Annotated in this window: 21 protein-coding genes; 10 read left to right on the top strand and 11 right to left on the bottom strand. The window is 66.7% G+C overall.

What is annotated here, in order from left to right; translation table 11 throughout:
- Positions 1–50: 50 nt before the first annotated feature.
- The gene (locus tag VIK36_RS17810; RefSeq protein ID WP_324643008.1) at positions 51–785 is read right to left on the bottom strand and encodes a dienelactone hydrolase family protein; all 735 of its coding nucleotides are present in this window, start codon (positions 783–785) and stop codon (positions 51–53) included.
- A gap of 125 nt (positions 786–910) precedes the next feature.
- Here VIK36_RS17810 and VIK36_RS17805 point away from each other — a divergent pair, with 125 nt between their 5' ends.
- Positions 911–1,966, top strand: a complete 1,056-nt coding sequence (locus tag VIK36_RS17805; RefSeq protein ID WP_324645306.1) for a DNA polymerase IV — start codon at positions 911–913, stop codon at positions 1,964–1,966.
- A 159-nt stretch (positions 1,967–2,125) separates the two neighbouring features.
- Here VIK36_RS17805 and VIK36_RS17800 read toward each other — a convergent pair whose 3' ends face one another.
- The gene (locus tag VIK36_RS17800; RefSeq protein WP_255173186.1) at positions 2,126–2,302 is read right to left on the bottom strand and encodes a CsbD family protein; all 177 of its coding nucleotides are present in this window, start codon (positions 2,300–2,302) and stop codon (positions 2,126–2,128) included.
- A 125-nt stretch (positions 2,303–2,427) separates the two neighbouring features.
- Between VIK36_RS17800 and VIK36_RS17795 the strand changes: the two genes are divergently transcribed.
- The 4 genes from VIK36_RS17795 (at position 2,428) to VIK36_RS17780 (ending at position 6,132) form a co-directional block, all read left to right on the top strand.
- Positions 2,428–3,102 (top strand): pentapeptide repeat-containing protein, encoded by a 675-nt coding sequence (locus VIK36_RS17795; RefSeq protein ID WP_324643007.1) that lies wholly within the window; start codon positions 2,428–2,430, stop codon positions 3,100–3,102.
- Between the two features lie 118 nt (positions 3,103–3,220).
- Positions 3,221–4,447: a thiolase family protein gene (locus tag VIK36_RS17790; protein WP_324643006.1), complete on the top strand. Its 1,227-nt coding sequence runs from the start codon at positions 3,221–3,223 to the stop codon at positions 4,445–4,447.
- On the top strand, positions 4,447–5,256 hold the full coding sequence (locus VIK36_RS17785; RefSeq protein WP_255173183.1) for an enoyl-CoA hydratase/isomerase family protein: 810 nt from the start codon (positions 4,447–4,449) through the stop codon (positions 5,254–5,256). The genes VIK36_RS17790 and VIK36_RS17785 overlap by 1 nt, the downstream gene beginning before the upstream one ends.
- A gap of 3 nt (positions 5,257–5,259) precedes the next feature.
- On the top strand, positions 5,260–6,132 hold the full coding sequence (locus tag VIK36_RS17780; RefSeq protein ID WP_324643004.1) for a 3-hydroxyacyl-CoA dehydrogenase family protein: 873 nt from the start codon (positions 5,260–5,262) through the stop codon (positions 6,130–6,132).
- A 24-nt stretch (positions 6,133–6,156) separates the two neighbouring features.
- Here VIK36_RS17780 and VIK36_RS17775 read toward each other — a convergent pair whose 3' ends face one another.
- On the bottom strand, positions 6,157–6,390 hold the full coding sequence (locus VIK36_RS17775; protein WP_324643002.1) for a DUF6480 family protein: 234 nt from the start codon (positions 6,388–6,390) through the stop codon (positions 6,157–6,159).
- Between the two features lie 74 nt (positions 6,391–6,464).
- Here VIK36_RS17775 and VIK36_RS17770 point away from each other — a divergent pair, with 74 nt between their 5' ends.
- Positions 6,465–7,124: a GNAT family protein gene (locus tag VIK36_RS17770; protein ID WP_324643001.1), complete on the top strand. Its 660-nt coding sequence runs from the start codon at positions 6,465–6,467 to the stop codon at positions 7,122–7,124.
- Here the strand turns inward: VIK36_RS17770 and VIK36_RS17765 are convergent.
- The gene (locus VIK36_RS17765) at positions 7,109–7,957 is read right to left on the bottom strand and encodes an SGNH/GDSL hydrolase family protein (RefSeq protein WP_324642999.1); all 849 of its coding nucleotides are present in this window, start codon (positions 7,955–7,957) and stop codon (positions 7,109–7,111) included. The two genes, VIK36_RS17770 and VIK36_RS17765, sit on opposite strands and share 16 nt — an antisense overlap.
- A 176-nt stretch (positions 7,958–8,133) precedes the next feature.
- On the opposite strand from VIK36_RS17765, the gene VIK36_RS17760 reads away from it, so the two are divergent.
- Both VIK36_RS17760 and VIK36_RS17755 read left to right on the top strand, forming a co-directional pair.
- A complete protein-coding gene (locus tag VIK36_RS17760; protein ID WP_324642996.1) occupies positions 8,134–8,853 on the top strand; it encodes a tyrosine-protein phosphatase in 720 nt (239 codons plus the stop codon).
- 95 nt (positions 8,854–8,948) lie between these two features.
- The gene (locus VIK36_RS17755) at positions 8,949–11,156 is read left to right on the top strand and encodes a S1 family peptidase (protein ID WP_324642994.1); all 2,208 of its coding nucleotides are present in this window, start codon (positions 8,949–8,951) and stop codon (positions 11,154–11,156) included.
- Positions 11,157–11,242: 86 nt separating this feature from the next.
- On the opposite strand, the gene VIK36_RS17750 is transcribed toward VIK36_RS17755, so the two are convergent.
- A complete protein-coding gene (locus VIK36_RS17750) occupies positions 11,243–11,950 on the bottom strand; it encodes a DUF4397 domain-containing protein (RefSeq protein WP_324642993.1) in 708 nt (235 codons plus the stop codon).
- Positions 11,951–12,050: 100 nt separating this feature from the next.
- On the bottom strand, positions 12,051–12,485 hold the full coding sequence (locus tag VIK36_RS17745) for a PaaI family thioesterase (protein ID WP_255173176.1): 435 nt from the start codon (positions 12,483–12,485) through the stop codon (positions 12,051–12,053).
- Positions 12,486–12,627: 142 nt separating this feature from the next.
- Here VIK36_RS17745 and paaZ point away from each other — a divergent pair, with 142 nt between their 5' ends.
- Entirely contained in the window at positions 12,628–14,739 is a 2,112-nt protein-coding gene (paaZ, locus tag VIK36_RS17740; protein WP_324642992.1) for a phenylacetic acid degradation bifunctional protein PaaZ, read from the top strand.
- Between the two features lie 164 nt (positions 14,740–14,903).
- Entirely contained in the window at positions 14,904–15,311 is a 408-nt protein-coding gene (locus tag VIK36_RS17735) for a VOC family protein (protein WP_324642991.1), read from the top strand.
- Positions 15,312–15,400: 89 nt separating this feature from the next.
- On the opposite strand, the gene VIK36_RS17730 is transcribed toward VIK36_RS17735, so the two are convergent.
- The 5 genes from VIK36_RS17730 to VIK36_RS17710 form a co-directional block, all read right to left on the bottom strand.
- The gene (locus tag VIK36_RS17730) at positions 15,401–15,706 is read right to left on the bottom strand and encodes a hypothetical protein (RefSeq protein WP_255173173.1); all 306 of its coding nucleotides are present in this window, start codon (positions 15,704–15,706) and stop codon (positions 15,401–15,403) included.
- A gap of 12 nt (positions 15,707–15,718) precedes the next feature.
- Positions 15,719–16,849 (bottom strand): S1C family serine protease, encoded by a 1,131-nt coding sequence (locus tag VIK36_RS17725; RefSeq protein ID WP_324642990.1) that lies wholly within the window; start codon positions 16,847–16,849, stop codon positions 15,719–15,721.
- Between the two features lie 103 nt (positions 16,850–16,952).
- On the bottom strand, positions 16,953–17,588 hold the full coding sequence (locus VIK36_RS17720) for a TetR/AcrR family transcriptional regulator (protein ID WP_255173171.1): 636 nt from the start codon (positions 17,586–17,588) through the stop codon (positions 16,953–16,955).
- A gap of 97 nt (positions 17,589–17,685) precedes the next feature.
- A complete protein-coding gene (paaK, locus tag VIK36_RS17715) occupies positions 17,686–19,038 on the bottom strand; it encodes a phenylacetate--CoA ligase PaaK (protein ID WP_324642989.1) in 1,353 nt (450 codons plus the stop codon).
- A gap of 7 nt (positions 19,039–19,045) precedes the next feature.
- Positions 19,046–19,522: a hotdog fold thioesterase gene (locus VIK36_RS17710; RefSeq protein WP_255173169.1), complete on the bottom strand. Its 477-nt coding sequence runs from the start codon at positions 19,520–19,522 to the stop codon at positions 19,046–19,048.
- Between the last annotated feature and the right edge of the window lie 81 nt (positions 19,523–19,603).

The raw sequence follows: 19,603 nt of genomic DNA, 5'->3' as shown, positions 1-19,603 counted from the left end.
GTCGGCGTTTTCACGGGGTGCCGGGACAGGCCCAGCCCATCAGCTGCTGTTTAGTCCTTCAGGTACCTGGCGAAGTGGTCCTGGATGCGCTGCCAGGCCTCGGGGGCGGAGTCCGGGTCCGGCCCCACGCCCATGACCCGCATCAGCGGCCTGAGGAGAACCGGCCCCATTTCTTTATCATTGAGGAAGGAGTGGCCGGCACCGGGAAATTCTTTGACGCTGTGCTCGATGCCCAAGTGGTCCAGTGCTGATTCGAGCCGCGACGCGGCCCCCTTCAGGGACCTGTCCGCGCCACCGTAGTTGGCCACGATGGGGCAGGAGCCGCGCAGTGCGTCTTCCAGTTCCTGCTGCTTGCCCGGGAGTCGGCCGTAGTTGACGGAAGCGGCGTCGAACCCGTCCCGCGCCACCAGCAGCGCGAACCCGCCGCCCATACAGAAGCCGATCACCCCGGTTTTGCCGTTGCACAGTTCAGACTCCGCGAGCCAGGTACGGGCCGTGGCGATGTCGGTGAAGGGACGCCCCGTGCGGGCCGCCATGGCCCGCATGGTTCCCACCAGGCAACGCCGCGGGCCGCCGTCGCTGTACAGGTCCACGGCCAGAGTGAGGTAACCGGCCCGGGCCAGCCGGTCCGCGTGCCGCCGGGTCTGGTCGTCCAGGCCGAACGCTTCATGGATCATCACGACGCCGGGAAACGGCCCCTGTCCAACAGGTACGGCAAGGTAACCGTGCAGGGAAGGGGATCCGCCGGCAGCCGTGCCCGCAGCGCTGAGATCAACGTTCGTCATGGGCCAAGGCTAACCGGGAGCCTATGGGATGTCGCGCGTTTCGCGCCCGCGGTATTCGCCCGCGGGAGGCGGGGTGGTGCGCGCTGCATGGCCGGGGCAGACTGGGGCTTGTGAGCGAACAGTGGGTGCTGCATGTGGACCTGGACCAATTCATCGCCGCCGTCGAGGTACTGCGCCGTCCCGAACTTGCAGGCAGGCCGGTCATCGTGGGCGGCCGCGGCGACCCCACGGAGCGGGCAGTGGTGTCCACGGCGTCCTACGAAGCACGGGCCTACGGCGTGGGGTCCGGAATGCCGCTGCGGATCGCCGCGCGGAAAGTGCCCGATGCGGTCATCCTGCCGGTGGACCACGAGGCATACCTTGAAGCATCCGAAAAGGTGATGGCGGTCCTGCGCGCCCAGCCCGGAACCACCGTCCAGGTGCTCGGCTGGGACGAGGCATTCGTCGGCCTTGAGACGGCCGATCCCGAAGCCTTCGCCCGCCGGCTGCAGGAGGCAGTCCTGGCGGAAACCCAGCTGCACTGCAGCGTCGGCGTCGGGGACACCCTGGTCCGGGCCAAGGTCGCGACGACGTTCGGCAAACCCGCGGGCGTTTTCCGCCTCACGCAAGGGAATTGGCTTGAGGTCATGGGGGAGCGGCCCACCATCGACCTGTGGGGCGTGGGAAAGGCGGTGTCCCGCCGGCTCGCCACCCTGGGGATCACGACCGTTGCCGAACTGGCAGCGGCGAACCCCGATGACCTGGTTCCCGAATTCGGTCCGAAAATGGGGCCCTGGTACGCGCAACTGGGGCGGGGCGACGGTTCCCGGACCGTCGATGACACCCCGTGGGTGGCGCGCGGGCACAGCCGTGAGACCACTTTCCAGCGGGACCTGACCGACCGGGCACAGATTGAGGACGCCGTCCGGGAGCTGGCCGCGCACGTCATGGACGATGTCACCGGTGAAGGCAGGCCGGTGGTCGGCCTGACGTTGAAGGTCCGCTACGCCCCGTTCACCACCAGGACTTACGCGCGGAAAATCCCCGAGACGTCCGATCCCGCCGTGGTCCTGGCAGAGGTGCTTGGCCTGGTCTCAAAGATCGAACCCGGCAACGCTGTCCGGCTGCTGGGTGTCCGGGCCGAGATGACCATGCCCGAAGATTCCCGAAAGGGGCACACGCCAACCCGCAGCGGCTGGTAATCCCATCGATTGCTGAGTAACTGCCGTTTTGAGGCTTCAAAACGGCATATACTCAGCATTCGATGGTGGGTGGACAGCGAAACGGCGGCCGATCCATTGGATCCGCCGCCGTTTTGGGCTGTTGCAGCACGCCGTTCGCTGCGGCTGCACCAGCAAGGACTAGCTGCGCTTGAACTCGTCCTTCACGCTTTCGCCCACCTTCTTGGCGTCTGCCTTGACCTGATCGGCCTGGCCTTCTGCCTTCAGGCGGTCGTTGTCGGTCGCGTTGCCTGCAGCTTCCTTGGCCTTGCCGCCAAGGTCCTCTGCCGCGTTACTGATCTTGTCTCCGAGGCCCATGGTTCCGGCCTCCTTTCGTTTCCGTCGATCAACCGTGCCCTTTCACCATAAACAAAGCTTGCTTACTATTTCAAGTACCGGGCTGCAGTTGCTGCCTGCCGGCTGCCCAGCGTTAGGCTCGGCCTATGGATAAAGGACGTGGCACGGCGGGGGCCAAGGTGGCCCCGCCCCGGCTTTCCGCGGTGGAACTGCAGGATCTTGAAGAACTGCCGGAGCCGGTGTTCCGCCGCGGGGACCGGTACGAAAACCTGCGGTTAAACCGCGCCGCCCTGGATGGCCTTGACCTGGGTGAAGCCGTATTTGCCGAGTGCCGGTTCGATGCTCCATCTTTCAACGAGGCGCAGCTCCGCGGCACCTCGTTCCGCGACTGCATCCTGGCGGAGGCCTACGCGCCGGTCTTCCAGGGTGCCCGCAGTACCTGGCGGGACGTGGAGCTTCACAACCCGCGCCTGGGCTCCGCCGAATTGTATGAAAGCGGCTGGCAGTCCGTCCGGATCGACGGCGGCAAGCTGGACTACCTCAACCTCCGCGGCGCCAAACTCGCGGACGTGCTTATCAGCGGCTGCATCATCAACGAACTGGACCTGGGCGGTGCCGGCGCAACCCGCGTGCGGCTGGAAAACTGCACCGTTGGATCACTGGATCTGACGGGCGCCAGGCTGAAGGACTTCGACCTCAGGGGCACGGACTTCCGCAGGATCAGCGGCCTTGGCAGCATGTCCGGGCTTGTGATCGATGAGTATCAGTTGGGCCTCCTGGCGCCGCTGATCGCCGCACACCTGGGGGTGCGGGTCCTGTAACCGGATGCGCGGCCGGGGCCGCCCGTGTACCATTTACAGAACGAACGGTCGGTAAGTGGAGGATTCTGCTGCGCCGGCCGCCGATGACAGTGCTGTTTATCGCGTGAAGGGTGTTTCCATGGCTGCAACCGCAGGTCCACAGGCTTTCCTTGTTGGCGGGGTCCGAACGCCCGTAGGCAGGTACGGGGGCGCCCTGTCCTCCGTCCGGCCGGATGATCTTGCGGCCCTGGTGGTCCGCGAAGCCGTGGCACGCGCAGGCCTGGATCCCGAGAGCATCGACGAAGTCATCCTGGGCAACGCGAACGGCGCGGGGGAGGAAAACCGGAACGTGGCCCGGATGGCCACCCTGCTGGCCGGGCTGCCGCTGCATATTCCGGGAATCACGGTGAACCGGCTCTGCGCTTCCGGCCTCAGCGCCATCATCCAGGCCAGCCACATGATCAAGGCCGGAGCCGCGGACATCGTCATCGCCGGCGGCGTGGAGTCCATGAGCCGCGCCCCCTGGGTCCAGGAAAAGCCAACCAGCGCGTTCGCCAAGCCCGGCCAGATCTTCGACACCTCCATTGGCTGGCGTTTCACCAATCCCCACTTCCAGCACGGCGGCCTGTCCCGGGACGGCAAGATGACCTACTCCATGCCGGAAACGGCGGAGGAAGTGGCCCGGGTGGACGGCATCTCCCGTCAAGACGCTGATGCATTCGCCGTCCGTTCCCACCAGCTCGCCCTGGACGCCATCGAGGCCGGCCGGTTCAAGGACGAAATCGTGCCCGTCACAGTCAAGACCCGCAAGTCAGAGACCGTGGTGGACACCGACGAGGGCCCGCGCGCCGGTACCAGCATGGACGTTCTCGCCAGGCTCAAGCCCGTGGCGCACGGCGGGTCCGTGGTGACGGCCGGGAACTCGTCATCCCTGAACGACGGCGCCTCCGCCATTATCGTCGCGTCGGAAGCAGCCATTGAGCGGCTGGGACTGATCCCCCGTGCCCGCATCATCGACGGCGCTTCTGCCGGCTGCGAGCCCGAAATCATGGGCATCGGCCCGGTCCCCGCCACCCAGAAGGTGCTCAAGCGGAGCGGCCTGAGCGTTGGCGACCTGTCCGCCGTCGAGCTTAATGAAGCCTTTGCCACGCAGTCCCTGGCCTGCATCCGCCGGCTCGGACTGGAACCGGAGATCGTGAACCGCGACGGCGGCGCCATCGCCCTGGGGCACCCGCTCGGTTCCAGCGGGTCACGGCTCGCCATCACCCTGCTGGGACGCATGGAACGCGAAGACGCAAAATTCGGCCTGGCCACCATGTGCGTTGGCGTCGGCCAGGGCACCGCGATGCTGCTGGAGAAAATCTGATGACGTCCGCGGTGGACCTCGCGGCGGAAAGCTTCTCCGCGCTCCTGGTGGAGGAGCGCGAGGACCGGGTGGTGGTGCTGCTCAACCGGCCCCAGGTGAAGAATGCGATCGACCAGCAGATGGTGGATGAACTCCACACTGTCTGCGCAGCCCTGGAACAGAACCCCAAGGTACTGATCATCGCCGGCGTGGACGGGGTCTTCGCCTCCGGTGCCGATATTGCCCAGCTGCGCGAACGCCGGCGCGATGACGCCCTGCAGGGCATCAACTCCACCATCTTCGTCCGGATCGCCAGGCTGCCCATGCCGGTCATCGCCGCCCTGGACGGCTACTGCCTGGGCGGCGGCGCGGAACTCGCCTACGCCGCGGACTTCCGCATCGGCACCCCCAACGTACGGATCGGCAACCCGGAAACAGGGCTGGGAATCCTGGCGGCGGCCGGTGCAAGCTGGCGGCTCAGGGAACTCGTCGGCGAGCCGCTGGCCAAGCAGATCCTGCTGGCCGGGCTGGTCCTTGGCGCCGATGAAGCCAAAGCGGCCAACCTCATCACGGAAATCCACGATCCGGCAGAACTCCTGGACGCTGCCCACAGCCTGGCCAACAGGATCGGGCGGCAGGACCCATTGGCCGTCCGCATCACCAAATCCGTATTCCACGCCCCCGCGGAAGCGCACCCGCTGATCGACCAGCTGGCCCAGGGCATCCTCTTCGAATCGCAGGCCAAATTCGACCGGATGCAGGCCTTTTTGGACCGCAATGCAGCGAAGAAGGCAAACGCCGCCTCCGCCCACCCCGCCGACGGAAAGTAGACCATGAGTAATTCATCAGTAGCCCCCGGCCTTCCCCCTTACGTGGGCGTGCTGGGCGGCGGCCGCATGGGCGCCGGCATCGCGCACGCCTTCCTGATCAAGGGCGCCAACGTGCTGGTGGTGGAACGCGACGACGTCTCCGCCGAAGCTGCCCAGGAACGGGTGGAATCCGCAGCCTTGAAAAGCATTGAACGCGGGGCCGTGGATGCCAACTTCGAAGAACTGGTGACCCGGCTGACCGTCAGCACCGACTACGACGCGTTCAAGGACCGCCAGCTGGTGGTGGAAGCAGTCCCCGAAGACTGGGACCTGAAAGTCACCGCGTTGCGGGGCATTGAGGAACGGCTTGCAGAGGAGGCCTTCATGGCGTCCAACACGTCATCGCTGTCCGTCAACGGCCTGGCCCGCGAACTAAAGCGGCCGGAGAACTTCCTGGGCCTGCACTTCTTCAACCCTGTGCCGGCATCCACGCTCATCGAGGTGGTGCTGGGGGAGCGCACGTCTCCCGAACTTGCTGCCGCGGCGAAAACCTGGGTGGAGGCACTCGGCAAGACCGCCGTCGTCGTCAATGATGCCCCGGGTTTCGCGTCCTCACGCCTGGGCGTGGCCATCGCGCTGGAGGCCATGCGGATGGTCGAGGAAGGCGTCGCCTCCGCCGGGGACATCGACAACGCGATGGTACTGGGCTACAAACACCCCACCGGGCCGCTCAAAACCACGGACATCGTGGGCCTCGACGTCCGCCTGGGAATCGCCGAGTACCTCCACTCCACCCTTGGCGAGCGGTTCGCGCCCCCGCAGATCCTCAGGGACAAGGTGGCCCGGGGGGAACTCGGACGCAAAACCGGCAAGGGATTCTTCGACTGGCCCAGCTAGGCTGCCCGCCGGCCGGAAGCGGGCCTAGTCGAAGAAGCCGACGATGTAGCCGATGAAGTACAACAGGCACAGCAGGACCACCACGCCGATGATGCCGATCCACAGGAACTGGGTGCCCCTCCTGGTGCCGTGCTCCTCGTGGCCCTGCGGACCGGCGGTGGAGGCTTCCCCCGGCGGGGTTTCGCCCGGTGGAACCCCGCCGCCAGGCTCCAGTCCGGTGATCTTGTCGTCCTCGGGATCCGGGTTGGTTCCTGACACAATAACTCCCTCGCTCGACGTCCTGGTGCTTGCCCCAGCGTAACCCGCGCGGCCGGCGGGCCTAGGCTGGTGCAGTGACTTTCCTTGAACCCCTTACCCTGACCGGCCGCCGTGTAATCCTGGAGCCGCTCGCGGAAGAACACCACGACGGGCTGCTGGCCGCGGCCAGGGACGGCGAACTCTGGAAGCTCTGGTACACCTCGGTGCCCGCGCCGGACGCCATGGCCGCGGAGATCAGGCGCCGCCTCGCCCTGCAGGAACAGGGATCCATGCTGCCCTTCACCACCCGGCTGATTGATCCACGCACAGGTGGCCCGGGCCGCATCATCGGCATGACCACGTACATGAACATCGACGCCATCACGCCCCGCGTGGAAATCGGTTCCACCTGGAATGCGGCCTCGGTGCAGGGGACAGGGACCAACCCCGACTCCAAGCTCCTGCTGCTCCGGCATGCCTTCGAGGTGCTGGGCTGTCCCGCCGTGGAGTTCCGCACGCACTGGCTGAACCACCAGTCGCGGGAAGCCATAGCACGGTTGGGCGCCAAGCAGGACGGCGTGCTCCGCAGCCATTCACGGACCAGCGATGGAAACCTCCGGGACACGGTGGTGTTCTCCATCCTGCAGCATGAATGGCCGGCCGTCCGTGCCGGGCTGGAATACCGGCTGGCCCGCCGCGCCCAAGGTGCGGAGCGCACCCTGGGCGCTGACCGTGCTGCTCAGGGAGCGGAGTAGACGCCCGAACTGCTCAGCGCAGCGAAGTAGGCCTGGTAGCCCGCGGCGTTCGGGTGGAAGCCATCGGGCGCGGGGCCAAGGTTGATCCACGGGTCTGGCGACAAAGCGCCGTGGCCGAGGAAGGCGGCCCGCACATCGACGTATTGCACTTTAGGGTCCCCGGCAGCGGCGCCATCGGCATCCTTCGCCGCGGCGTCGATCGTCTCGTCCAGCCGGTTCGCCAAGTCGGTGGCCGTGTAGATGAACTGCGCGGCCGGGTCGGTCATCCCTGCCGGGATTGGGTCCAGGAGGTAGGGATAGCCGGTCACCACAATCTTGGCGTTTGGCGCTGCGGCCCGCACGCTCTGGATCATCGCAAGCAGGTCACTTTTTAGCTGGCCACTCTGAAGCTGTATTTGCGCTCGGCCGAGGGCACTGCCACATTCAGAAGCCGGTGGGAGTTGCGCCAGGACGACTCCGCAATAGTTGATGATGTCCCCGAAGCCGATGTTGTTACCGCCCGCGGTGATGGTCACCAGTTCCGTGCTCTTGTTCAGCTGGCGAAGCTGGGTGTTCACCACATCCCAGGTGGTCTTCCCGCTGCACGCAGCGTTGACCACCAGCTGGACGGTTTTGTCCACGTCTGCAAGCTCGGAATAGGCGTTGTCGCTGCGATAGCAGGTGTCCAGATAGGGGCCGGCCCCTTGTCCGGCGGCATAGGAATCTCCGAGGGCTATGTATTTGATTTTGTCCACGGCCTGGGCCGGGGCCGCGGCCATGCCGGCGGTGATTGCCAGGGTTGCGAGGGCGGCTGCGAAAGCCGGACGGCGCCGCTGTAGTGCTGGACTTGCCATGAATTTCCCCTTTGAACAATTACCTCTTTGAACAATTACCTCATTGGACACCGCGAGCAGGTACGTAGGTGCCACAGTATTGCCACCCTGCGCTCAGGTCAGCAGGCCTTTGTGCCCTGATCAAATGTTCGCTGCTGTGCAGTGCGGCATTCAGGGGCGTGTGGTTAGCTGTGCGGATGAGCAAGAAGGGCACGTCCGTGGACTGGGATGGCGCTGTAAACGCATGGCGCGTTTCCGGCGGCATTTACCGGATGGGGCGCCGCGAGTGGCTGACCGCAGCAGGGTGGAAAGAGGCGTTCGACGACGGCGTCCGCACCGTAGTCGATCTTCGCAACGCAGTTGAGGCGCGGCGCCGGAGCAGTGACCCCGATGTGCCGGCCGCGGCCTGGGCGGGCATCGACGTGGTGCAGGCACCCACGGAGGAACCGGAGGATCCGCGGTTTACCGCCGTCACCGGCCCCTACCTGAACGATCCCGCCCACTACCTCGAGAACGCGCGCCTTTTCCCGGAAAAACTGGTGGGCGTCTTCCGGGCCATTGCCCTCGCCGCGCCCAAAGGGGATGTGGTGCTGCACTGCGCCGCCGGCCGTGACCGGAGCGGTTTGATCGCGGCCATGGTCCAGGACCTGGCGGGTGACTCCGACGAGGCCATTGCCGAGGGCTACCGGCGGGCGGCCCGCGGGATCAACGAGCGGTACCGCACCCACGGTCCGCCCCACAGCCGGGAGCGGTACCTGACCGGGCCGGAGCTCGAGCCCCTGCTGGAGCGGCGCGGGCTCGCGGTGGTTTTATTTGTCCGTGACCTTCGAACCCGCGACTATCTCCTGGCCCACGGGTTGCGGGAGGCGGAGTTGGATTCTGTTTCCGCCTTGGCATCCCGAAAGATACCCTTGTGACTTAAGTTACTGATGTGGCTGCTGATACTTACCTCGGCGGCCGCAGTCGCAGGGCGCCTGCACCCAGGCGTGGATGAGTGGAACGGCGAACCCCCATGAAGAGAATCTCCGCCACAGGAGCCATAGCCGGAGTGGTGCTGTCGTTCGGGCTGGCTGCCGCCCCCGCAGTGGCTGTTCCGGCCCCAGCCACCTTAAGCAGCCCCACGGTGGCGCCTGCGCCCAAGGGTTCCGGCACCGCCGGTACGGGTACTGGCGATGAGGCGGTTTCCGGCGCCCCGGCTGCTCCCGTCAACGCGGCTGGGCCCTCCGAGACAGGCCTTGCTGAAGCGCTCCACCGGGATCTTGGCATCGGCGTGGCCGAATTCAATGCTGCCGGTGAGCTCGGCCGGCGGGCCGCCGGCGCCGCGCCCACCCTTCGGGCCTTGCCTGGCTTCGTTGGCATCAGCCTGAAAGCCGGCACCATCAGGGTGGAAGGCGACGGTCCGGAGCTTCGGGCCGCGGTGGATGAATTGAACCGCTCCGGCCCAGCCGCCTTTGTGCTGGTTCCCCCGACGGTCACAATCCCGCCCACGCCGGCTGCCCCCACTGCCTCCCCGGCGGTGCAGGAAACACCTCCGCCGGCGAACGGGCTCGTCGCAGCAGACCTCGACCAGCTGTACAAGGACTATGTCCGTGACGTTGGCACCCAAGGCCTCCAGGCGGTTACCTACACGGACGGTCATTTCGTCATCAGGACCGGGGCCGTCAACACCGCAGAATCCGGGACCCAGGGGAACCAGCCGGACCCGGTTCCTGCCGGCGGCCAACCGTCGGGAACCGGCAAAATGACGCCGGCACAGTTCATTGCGCGGTACGCCAACGTGAAACTGGAGCAGGGTGCTTCCCTCAAGACCGAGGGGGACCTCCTCGGCGGGCAGGGATATTACGTGGACAGCACGGCCATCTGTTCAGCCGGTTTCAGCGCGTTCAGTCCGGCCGGGCTGCCGCTCGTCCTCACCGCCGGGCACTGTGCCAGGGATGGATTGGCACGGCAGGCGTCAGTGGAACCTCCCGGGTGGGCGCCCGCAAGCGGACCCGGCGCCCTGACGCCTCAGCCGTTGCCTCCGCTGTCACCCCTGGGCAGCTTCGGGTTCAGCCAGTTCGGCGGCCCCGGGAACTCGGCAGCGGCGGACGGATCCGTAGCAGGGACTGACATTGCCGTCATCCAGGACATCGCGCCTTCAGTGAACCCTAAGCCTGCCACCAGTACCTGGGGCACCTCCAGGACGCCGGATCCTGTCAGGATCGTGGGAACCGTAGCGCCCTTCCAGGGCCAGGACGTCTGCAGGTCGGGACGGACGTCCGGCTGGAAATGCGGCACGGTCGATGCGGTGGGCATCTGGATGATGCCGGGCGAAAAGAGTGTTCCGCCCAACTACGACAACGACCTCCGGCCGGTCCGCGCCTTTGATTCATCGACGGTCACGTCGGCGGGCGGCGACTCCGGCGGCCCGTGGATCAGCGGAAACTTTGCCGTGGGTACGCACACCGGCGCCGAAAGCCAGAACGGCGTCCAGACACGGGCCATTGCAGCCACCCTGGAGGATGCCCTTGCCGTGCTGCCCGGCTACCAACTGGAACTGTTCCTCAACAAGCCTGCCGTCACAGCCCCCGCAACCGGGAAGGCCTACCAGCCGGGGCAGGTGATCAGCGGCCAGGTTCCCGCGGCTCCTGCATCTGCGGTCGCCGGATCCACGGTCCGGGTCACGTTCCAAGGAAAGGATCCGTTAGAGGTGCCCGTGCACAACGACGGGACATGGAGTTTCACGGCTCCGCAGGGTACGGGCACGCTGCGCTTCACGGCAGAAACCGTGAACGGGTACAGCCGGTCGGGTGCCAACAGCTTTGAGTTTGCGTCCGCCGGAGCGGCATCGCCCGCCCCGCCGGCAAGCCCGGCACCGACTGAGCCACCGGCAAGCCCCGCACCGACTGAGCCACCGGTAAGCGCGGCACCTGGCAACGCCGCCCCGGCCACTCCTGCGCCGATCACCCCGGCCGCGACCGTCCCGGCCCCCGCGGACCCGTCGCCTGCCCCGCCTTCGGCGACTCCCGCCGTCGTACGTCCGCCGGCATCCAGCCCGGCTCCCAGCGCTCCTGCGAACCTTGCCAACACGGGCGGAAACGGTGATCGCGCCGGCGGCGGGCTGGCCTACACGGGATCAGCCGGACTCATCCCCGCAGCGGCTGCTGCCGCGGGCGTCCTCGCCGTCGGGATTCTGCTGACGGTGCTTGTACGCCGGCGGAACCGGCGGCCTTCGCGGTAGCCGCTACGGACCGGCCCACACATACAGAGTCCGGTCCGTAGCGATCCCGGGGGAACGGCGCTTAGCGCCTCCCGGTTGCGTTAGCCTCAGTGGCGTCCGCCGCACCTCTCCTTGCCGTCAACCACCTGGACCGCAACGTCCAGCGTGCCGTCCGCCAGGCTTCCCCAGGCGTAGACGATGGTGTTCTTGCCGGCTTCGACGGTGATGTCGGCTGGACCGATCACGGGGTCGGTGGTCCCTGCCGCTGCCACCGAGGCCGAAACCGTGCCGGCCTTCAGCTTCAGGGTCGCCTCATCAGGGTTGCTGAGGCCTTCAATCACGGCCGTTCCGCCGGCCAGCACGTCCACCGCGGGCGCTGCGGCCACGTGCCGGACTGTCAGCTTGCCCTTCGTGTCATTGCCGGGGGCCTTGGTGTCGTTGGTGAACAGGGTCGCCGTGGGGGCTCCGCCGGCGTCAAGGTGCGCCACTGCCGTGTAATTGCGGCCCTCGTCGAGCTGCACATCGACCGGGCCGATCACCGGGTTTTCGGCGCTGGTGGCGTCCGAAGCGGTGATGGCGATCTGGTAATCGCCGGCGGCCAGTTCCAGCGGTCCGGCCAGGGTGCCGGGCGTGAAGTCATCAAGGGTGAGCTCGCCGTTCACCCAGACATCCACGGTCAGGCCGGGTACCCCGTGCAGGACGGACAGTAGGGCGGGGTCGTCATCGTGGTGCCAGTTGCCGGCCTGGGCGGGAGCGGCGAAGGCCAGTGAAGCAGCAAGGGAAAGTGCTCCAGCGGCATAGGTTATTTTGCGCATTTCGAACTCCTTGGGGGATGCCCGGTAGCCGGGCTGGTGATGCTGACACGCTTATTACCTTCCGAACGCCGCCCATGGATGCACTGCCCGCGAAATTTCTTCAGTTTTTTCGCTTCATCAGGAGGTTGGTGATGCGCAGGGTGCACAGCCGCTGGCCGGCTTCATTGGTGATGAGCACCTCGTGCGTGGTCAGCGTCCCGCCCAGGTGGATGGGCGTAGCGGTAATGGTCACCTGGCCCTCGCGTGCGGAACGGTGGTGCGTGGCGGAAACGTCAACGCCTACCGCCGTCTTGCCCATGGTGCTCGCGTGGATGACGGCCGCCCAGGACCCTACCGCCTCGCCCACGGCCAGCGAGGCGCCGCCGTGCAGCAGCCCGAACGACTGCCGGTTGCCTTCCACGGGCATGGTGGCCACCACGCGCTCCACGGACTCCTCCAGGATTTTCACGCCCATTTTCTCGTCCAGCTCGCCGAGGGTGATTTTCCAGAGCTGGTGCTGGCTGTCGGAAGCATCCTGGGGTGACGGGGCGTTCATGCGTTCTCCTTTGGGTGGCCAATTCGGTCCTGGCCTTCTAGTGTGCAGCACGGCACTTCATGTATGGTGAATATATTACCGAACGGACGGTCAGTAATGGCCGGCCTGTTTGCCTGCCCCCTTGTTGGAAGGACCGTCAACGATGACCACCACAGCCACAGCTCCCCAGGCCACGGTCGACACCGTGGAGACAGTGCCCAGCTTCGTCATGGACGCATGGTGGACGCCCGACGCCGGTTCCTCGGCTTCCGCGGTCCCCGTCAGGGATGCGAGCACCGGGGAGGTCCTGGCCAAGGTGAGCACGGAGGGGCTGGACCTCGCCGCCGTCGTGGAGTACGGCCGCACCACCGGCCAGGCCGGGCTGGGCCAGCTGACCTTCCACCAGCGCGCCCTCAAGCTCAAGGAGCTGGCGCAGTACCTCAACGCCCGCCGCGACCACTTCTATGGCTTCTCCTACCAGACCGGCGCCACCAAGATCGATTCCATGGTGGACATCGACGGCGGCATCGGCGTCCTCTTCACCTTCGGTTCCAAGGGCCGGCGTGAGCTGCCCAACTCCCAGGTGGTGGTGGACGGTCCCATGGAGGTGCTGTCCAAGGACGGATCCTTCGCCGGCGAACACATCTACACCCGCATCCCCGGCGTCGCCGTGCAGATCAACGCCTTCAACTTCCCGGTCTGGGGGATGCTCGAGAAGTTCGCTCCCGCCTTCCTGGCCGGCGTCCCCACCATCGTCAAGCCGGCCACTCCCACGGGCTATGTTGCGGCCGCAGTGGTCAAGGCCATCGTGGAATCGAACATCCTGCCCAAGGGGTCGCTGCAGCTCATCTCCGGCTCGGTCCGCGGGCTGCTGGACGTGCTGGACTACCGCGACCTGGTGGCGTTCACCGGGTCCGCCTCCACCGCCAGGTCCCTGAAGGCCCACCCGAATGTGGTGGAGGGCGGCGTCCGGTTCACGTCCGAGACGGACTCCCTGAATGCCGCCATCCTTGGTCCGGATGCCGTAGAGGGCACCCCGGAATTCGATGCTTTCGTCAAGTCCGTGGTCACCGAGATGACCGTCAAGGCCGGCCAGAAATGCACCGCCATCCGCCGGGCCATCGTGCCGCAGGAGCTGGTGCCCGCCGTGTCGGCAGCCATTGGCAAGCGGATCGCCGAGCGCGTGGTCCTGGGTGACCCCCGCGGGGAAGGCGTCACCATGGGCGCCCTTGCGTCGGTGGAGCAGCTGGAGGACGTCCGCGCTGCCGTGCAGTCAATGCTCGGCGCCGGCGGCGAGCTTGCGTACGGAACGCTCGATTCGCCGTCGGTCACCTCCGCCGACGGAACCACCGGGGTAGTGGACGGTGGGGCCTTCATGGCTCCCGTGGTCCTGAACTGGGACAACCCCGAAGCTGAAGCCATCCACTCGCTCGAAGCCTTCGGGCCGGTATCCTCCGTCATCGGCTACAAGGACCTGGCGGACGCCGTACGCCTCGCCGCCCGCGGCGGCGGCTCGCTGGTGGCCTCCGTGTGCACCAACGATCCCGAGGCGGCCCGCGAGCTGGTCACCGGCATCGCGGCCCACCATGGCCGCGTCCTGATGCTGAACCGCGAGGACGCCCGGTCCTCCACCGGCCACGGCTCACCCGTTCCCCACCTGGTCCACGGCGGTCCGGGACGCGCGGGCGGCGGCGAGGAACTGGGCGGCATCCGGTCCGTGCTGCACCACATGCAGCGGACCGCCATCCAGGGCTCGCCCAACATGCTGACCGCGGTTACCGGCGTGTGGCACACCGGGGCTGACCGCAACTTCACGGTGGAGACCGAGGGCGCGCATCCGTTCCGGAAGAACCTGTCCACCCTGCGGATCGGCGACGCCGTCCGCTCGGACCTGCGGCAGGTCACACTGGAGGACATCAGCGCGTTCGCCCACTCCACCGGGGACACGTTCTACGCCCACACCAACCAGGAAGCGGCGGAAGCCAACCCGTTCTTCCCGGGCATCGTGGCGCACGGCTACCTGCTGCTGAGCTGGGCTGCCGGACTCTTCGTGGAGCCTGCGCCGGGCCCAGTCCTGGCCAACTACGGCCTGGAGAACGCACGCTTCCTCACCCCCGTGGCCGCCGGCGATTCCATCCGGGTGACCCTCACCGCCAAGAAGATCACCCCACGTGAAACCGACGAATACGGTGAGGTGGCCTGGGACGCTGTGCTCACCAACCAGAACGACGAGATCGTGGCCACCTACGACGTCCTCACCCTGGTCGAAAAGTAACCCAACGCCCCATCACTTACTGCCGGTTTTCCCAAACGCCCCATCACTTCTTTCAGGAAAGTGATGGGGCGTTTGGGTGTGGTGGGCGGGAAGTGATGGGGCGTTTGGGGGCGGTCCTTTTTGGGCCTGCCGGGCGTAAGATTCTGCCCGTAGGAGGTGGCCCAATGACCCTGAGAATGAACGCAGCCACAACCATCCTGCCGGTTGATGATGCAGCCCGCGCCCGCAGTTTTTACACGGAAAAGCTGGGACTCCCGCACCGTGGAAAAACGGAGGACGGAAGCGAACTGCTCGGCGCCGACGGCGGCCCGCTGCTGCAGCTGATGCCGGTCTCGGACGGCAGGCACTCCTACCATACCGCGCTGAGCTTTGAGGTCGCCGATATCGAGGCAACCGTCCGTGACATGGAGGCAAGGGGAGTCGTTTTCCAGGACTACGACCTGCCCAACCTCAAGACGGAGAACCATATCTGCACTACCGGCTCGGAAAAGTGCGCGTGGTTCATGGACACCGAGCACAACATCCTGTGCGTCCACCAAAACCTGGGCGGCAAGCTCGAGTACGAGGTCTAGGCCTGCCGACAAACGCGGCTCCGCCGTTAAACAAAGCAGCAGGGGCACCCCGGAGGGGGTGCCCCTGCTGCTTCAGTGTTGTGCCGGCGTCAGCTTTCGGCACCGCCGTGCAGGCCGTCGTCGCTGCTGTCATCCTCGCGTCCGGTGCCGCGGCCTTCTTCGCTGCGGTCCGAGAGGTCCATGTTTCCGCGGGCCTCGTCCATGGTCGGGCCGCCTGCCGGAACGCTGTAGGTGTCGGGGCGGATGCCGTGCGACTGTTCCTCGATCAGGGCCTGCTCCTCGCTGAAGCGGATCACGTTGGCCTCGTCGCCGGCGTCGCCGGGAATGTCCTCACGGAGCTTGGACGGGTCCGGGACGATGAATCCTGCGTCAGGTTCTTCCTTGGGGTGGCTCATGTTTCTTCCTTCCTATCGGGTGGTTGTAGTGGCGGGACGGTCGGTGAGGTCCACCTTGATGTCCAGGCTTTGGTCCCCCCGCTTGACCTTGAAGCCTACGGTGTCGCCGGGGTTGCGCTTGCGCAATTCCGCCAGGAGCTTTTCGGGCGTGGTGAGCTCAACGCCCTCCATGGACTGCAGGACGTCCCCGGGGCGGATTCCTGCCTTCCCTGCCGGGCCGTCCGTGTCCGCGGCGAGGACCACTACTCCGGATCCTCCCTGGATGCCCAGCTGGGCGGCGATCTGGGCGGTCAGTTCGCCCGGGGTAAGGCCCAGGTAGGCGTGCTTGGCGGTGCCGCTGGCCAGCAGCTCCTCCGCCACGTCCACTGCCGTGGCGGCCGGGATGGCGAAACCAAGGGAGACCGCACCGGTTGACGGCGGGATGTACGCCTCGCTGATGCCGATTACCTCGCCGCGCATGTTGATCACGGCACCGCCGGAGTTGCCGGGGCTGATAGGTGCATCTGTCTGGATGAGGTCCACCAGGGAGAGGCTGTTGGATGCGGACCCTGGAATGGAGCGGTGAAGCCCGGAAATGATGCCTGCGGTGGCCGTGTTCTCGAATCCGAGCGGTGAACCCAGGACCAGTGCGCCTTCGCCTACCTTGGGCAAGGTGCTCTGGTACGTGGGTTTCGGCAGGCCGGTGCGCTTGGCCTGCACCAGGGCCAGGTCCGTCACGGCGTCGCTTGCCTTGACTGTCCCTTCGACGCGCTGCCCGTCGGCAAATCCGACCTCCACGGTGGTTGCGCCCCGGATCACATGGTCGTTGGTGAGGATCAGTCCGTCGGCGGAGTAGACCACGCCGCTGCCCAGGCCGCCCTGGGTGAAGATGGTGACCACGGATGGGGAGAGGTTTTCCACGAGCTGCGGCAGGTTGCCGGCCGCGGTTCCGGAGTTCGGGCCTGCGCCGGTGGTTGGCGCTGCCGAAGCGGAAGCCCCTGAGGCCGGGGCCGACGGCGATGCCTGGCCTGGGGAGGAGGTGCCAGGGGCCGGGGGAGCAGGCGAACCGGTGCAGCCGCTAAGTGCCAGGGCTGCGGTCAGGAGTCCGCCCGCGAGTACTGTCCGGGGCCGGCATGAACGCCGTGGATCATTGGCCTGGCTCATTCAGGACCTCCCTGCGGACGATGGCTTTCTACCACCGTAGCCGGGGAGCCCGCTAAATACCAAGCACGCTTATTAGTTGCCCGTGGACCAGTGGATGCGCGGCCTACACGTCCGCATGGAGGCCGTCGAACGCCATGGTGATGACGTCGTCGGCAAGCCGCTGCGGGGAGAGGGAGCCGCCCGGCTTGTACCACTCCACGATCGAGTTGATCATGCCGAACAGGAGGCGGCTGACGGTTCGGGGATCGATGTCCTGGCGGAGCGAGCCCTCGTCGCGGGCAGCCGAAATCAGCACAGCCACCTTGTGGTCGAAGGTCCGGCGGCGTTCCAGCGCATCCCGCTCAATTTCCGTGTTGCCCCGCAGCCGCAGCAGCAGGGTGACGAACGGCAGACGGTCCACCAGCACGGCCACCGTCTGCCGGAGCACGAACTCCAGCCGGGCATCGGCAGCCCCGGAAGTGGCCTCCGGCCGTTCAAGGATGGCCTCGAGGCCGCCCAGGGCGTGGTCAAGGGCAAGTTTGAGGAGGTCGCCCTTGGACGGCACGTGGTGGTAGATGGCGGATTTGGAGATGCCCAGGTTGTCCGCCAGGATCCCCATCGAGGTGGCGTCGTAGCCATGGCGGTTGAAGACGTCGACGGCGATGCGCAGCACGGACTGCTGGTCGTAGCCGGGGCGGCCGCGCTTTGCTGTTCCGTTTGCTGGGCCGGTGGGGCTGGATGTTTCGGTGGTGCTGGGCATAGTGGCTAGTTTCTCACGAACGGTCGGTCGGTCCGGGAGCCGGCGCCGGCCGGGCAGCAACCCGGCCGGCATCGGCTGTGCCCGGCAGCATCTTCCGTTACGCCTTCGGCCGCATGTCGTAGATGCGGCGCAGTTTGCCGTTGGACCGCTCCAGCGAGCCCGGCTCCACCACGTTCACGGTGCACGAAGAACCCACATGGATCTTGATCTGCTCCTTCAAGGTGCGTGCCGCCGTCGTGCTCTGCTCAACGGTGACCGCGTCCCGGCGCTCGATCCGGACGGTCAGCTGGTCCATCCGCTGGCCTTCCGGCCGGGTCAGTTCGAGCTGGAAGTGCGGGCTCAGCTCGGGGATGCGGAGGGCGATTTCCTCGATCTGGGACGGGAACAGGTTCACGCCGCGCAGGATGATCATGTCGTCGCTGCGGCCGGTGATGCGCCCCATCCGGCGGTGCGCCGGGCGGGCGCTGCCGGGCAGCAGGCGGGTGAGGTCCTTGGTGCGGTAGCGGATGATCGGCAGCGCTTCCTTGGTCAGGGACGTGAAGACCAGCTCGCCGTGTTCGCCGTCGCGCAGGACGTTCTCCTTGCCCGGGGCCGGGTTGAAGGCGTCGATGATTTCGGGGCGGAAGTGGTCCTCCCAGATGTGGCTGCCGTCCTGGGTCTCCACGGCCTCGCCGGCGACGCCCGGGCCCATGACCTCGGACAGGCCGTAGATGTCGCACGCTTTGATGTTCATCATGACCTCGAGCTCGTGCCGCATCTCCTGGGTCCACGGCTCGGCGCCCAGCACGGCGAACTTCAGCGAGGTGGAGGCGGGGTCGATGCCCATGTGCGCCATGGCGTCGGCGATGGTGAGCAGGTAGGTGGGCGTGGCGAGGATGGCGTCCGGCTTGAAGTCCTGGATCAGCTGGATCTGGCGTTCGGTCTGGCCGCCGGACATGGGGATCACGGTGCAGCCCAGGGCCTCGGCGCCGGCGTGCGCGCCCAGGCCGCCGGTGAACAGGCCGTAGCCGTAGGCGTTGTGGACCTTCATGCCGGGGCGGATGCCGGAGGCGCGGAAGCTGCGGGCCACCAGCTTGGCCCAGTCGGCCAGGTCCTGCTTGGTGTAGCCGACGACGGTGGGCCGGCCAGTGGTGCCGGAGCTGGCGTGGATCCGGGCCACTTCTCTTTGCGGCACCGCGAACATGCCGAACGGGTACTCCTGGCGCAGGTCCTCCTTGGTGGTGAAGGGGAAGTTGCCCAGGTCCTCGAGTTCGCGCAGGTCGGTGGGGTGGATGCCGGCCTCGTCGAACTTGCGCTTGTACAGCGGGACCCGCTCGTAGGCGTAGGCAACGGTGTGTTGCAGCCGGCTGAGCTGGAGGGCTTCGAGCTCGTCGCGGGAGATGGTCTCCTCGCGGTCCAGGCCAGGGTCGATGCCGGCAGCGGCGGGGGTTTCGGGGGCATGCAGGGTCATGATTTTCCTACTTCTTGGGGATGGTGCGGCTGCGTCCGCGGAACTCGGCGATGAGCTCGCCCGGGGTGCTGGAACTGGGCTGGCCTTCGGCAGCCGGCGCAGCGGCGTCGGCGGCGAAGATCTGGATGTCGTAGAGTCCGCTGCGGCCGGCGCTGGAGCGGCGGTCGGCCACTGCGGTGAGCACCTGGCCCCGGAAGGCGGGCTTGAGGAAGTTGATGTCGACGCCGGAAGCGACGGTGATGGTGCCTTCCTCGCCGGGTGCAGGGTGGATGGGGTTGCACGCCAGGGCGAAGGCGGTGTCGCCGAAGGCGAAGATCATTCCGCCGTGGGCCATGCCGAAGCCGTTGAGCATTTCCTGCCGGAGCGTCATCCGGATGGTGGCGTGGCCGTCGCTGAGGGCCAGGACCTCAATTCCCATCCATTCGGAGGCGTAGTCGTTTTCCAGGATGGGGTGGGTGGCCCCGGAAAGTGCAGTTTCAGCCATGCGTCATTGCCTCCAGCTTTATTTACCGAATGTTCATTAGGTAATCCCATGAGGGGGTCCGGTGTCAAGGGGAGGCGGGAT

It is taken from the genome of Pseudarthrobacter sp. LT1 (genome assembly GCF_035621795.1).
Classification (GTDB): Bacteria; Actinomycetota; Actinomycetes; order Actinomycetales; family Micrococcaceae; genus Arthrobacter.
This window is presented reverse-complemented; position numbering and strand designations above follow the sequence as displayed.

What these genes read in the sequence shown, in the direction of transcription:
- VIK36_RS17810 (WP_324643008.1), bottom strand. Translation starts at nt 785, where the DNA reads ATGACGAACGTTGATCTCAGCGCTGCGGGCACGGCTGCCGGCGGATCC.
- VIK36_RS17800 (WP_255173186.1), bottom strand. Translation starts at nt 2,302, where the DNA reads ATGGGCCTCGGAGACAAGATCAGTAACGCGGCAGAGGACCTTGGCGGC.
- VIK36_RS17795 (WP_324643007.1), top strand. Translation starts at nt 2,428, where the DNA reads ATGGATAAAGGACGTGGCACGGCGGGGGCCAAGGTGGCCCCGCCCCGG.
- VIK36_RS17790 (WP_324643006.1), top strand. Translation starts at nt 3,221, where the DNA reads ATGGCTGCAACCGCAGGTCCACAGGCTTTCCTTGTTGGCGGGGTCCGA.
- VIK36_RS17785 (WP_255173183.1), top strand. Translation starts at nt 4,447, where the DNA reads ATGACGTCCGCGGTGGACCTCGCGGCGGAAAGCTTCTCCGCGCTCCTG.
- VIK36_RS17780 (WP_324643004.1), top strand. Translation starts at nt 5,260, where the DNA reads ATGAGTAATTCATCAGTAGCCCCCGGCCTTCCCCCTTACGTGGGCGTG.
- VIK36_RS17765 (WP_324642999.1), bottom strand. Translation starts at nt 7,957, where the DNA reads ATGGCAAGTCCAGCACTACAGCGGCGCCGTCCGGCTTTCGCAGCCGCC.
- VIK36_RS17760 (WP_324642996.1), top strand. Translation starts at nt 8,134, where the DNA reads ATGAGCAAGAAGGGCACGTCCGTGGACTGGGATGGCGCTGTAAACGCA.
- VIK36_RS17755 (WP_324642994.1), top strand. Translation starts at nt 8,949, where the DNA reads ATGAAGAGAATCTCCGCCACAGGAGCCATAGCCGGAGTGGTGCTGTCG.
- VIK36_RS17750 (WP_324642993.1), bottom strand. Translation starts at nt 11,950, where the DNA reads ATGCGCAAAATAACCTATGCCGCTGGAGCACTTTCCCTTGCTGCTTCA.
- VIK36_RS17745 (WP_255173176.1), bottom strand. Translation starts at nt 12,485, where the DNA reads ATGAACGCCCCGTCACCCCAGGATGCTTCCGACAGCCAGCACCAGCTC.
- paaZ (WP_324642992.1), top strand. Translation starts at nt 12,628, where the DNA reads ATGACCACCACAGCCACAGCTCCCCAGGCCACGGTCGACACCGTGGAG.
- VIK36_RS17735 (WP_324642991.1), top strand. Translation starts at nt 14,904, where the DNA reads ATGACCCTGAGAATGAACGCAGCCACAACCATCCTGCCGGTTGATGAT.
- VIK36_RS17730 (WP_255173173.1), bottom strand. Translation starts at nt 15,706, where the DNA reads ATGAGCCACCCCAAGGAAGAACCTGACGCAGGATTCATCGTCCCGGAC.
- VIK36_RS17725 (WP_324642990.1), bottom strand. Translation starts at nt 16,849, where the DNA reads ATGAGCCAGGCCAATGATCCACGGCGTTCATGCCGGCCCCGGACAGTA.
- VIK36_RS17720 (WP_255173171.1), bottom strand. Translation starts at nt 17,588, where the DNA reads ATGCCCAGCACCACCGAAACATCCAGCCCCACCGGCCCAGCAAACGGA.
- paaK (WP_324642989.1), bottom strand. Translation starts at nt 19,038, where the DNA reads ATGACCCTGCATGCCCCCGAAACCCCCGCCGCTGCCGGCATCGACCCT.
- VIK36_RS17710 (WP_255173169.1), bottom strand. Translation starts at nt 19,522, where the DNA reads ATGGCTGAAACTGCACTTTCCGGGGCCACCCACCCCATCCTGGAAAAC.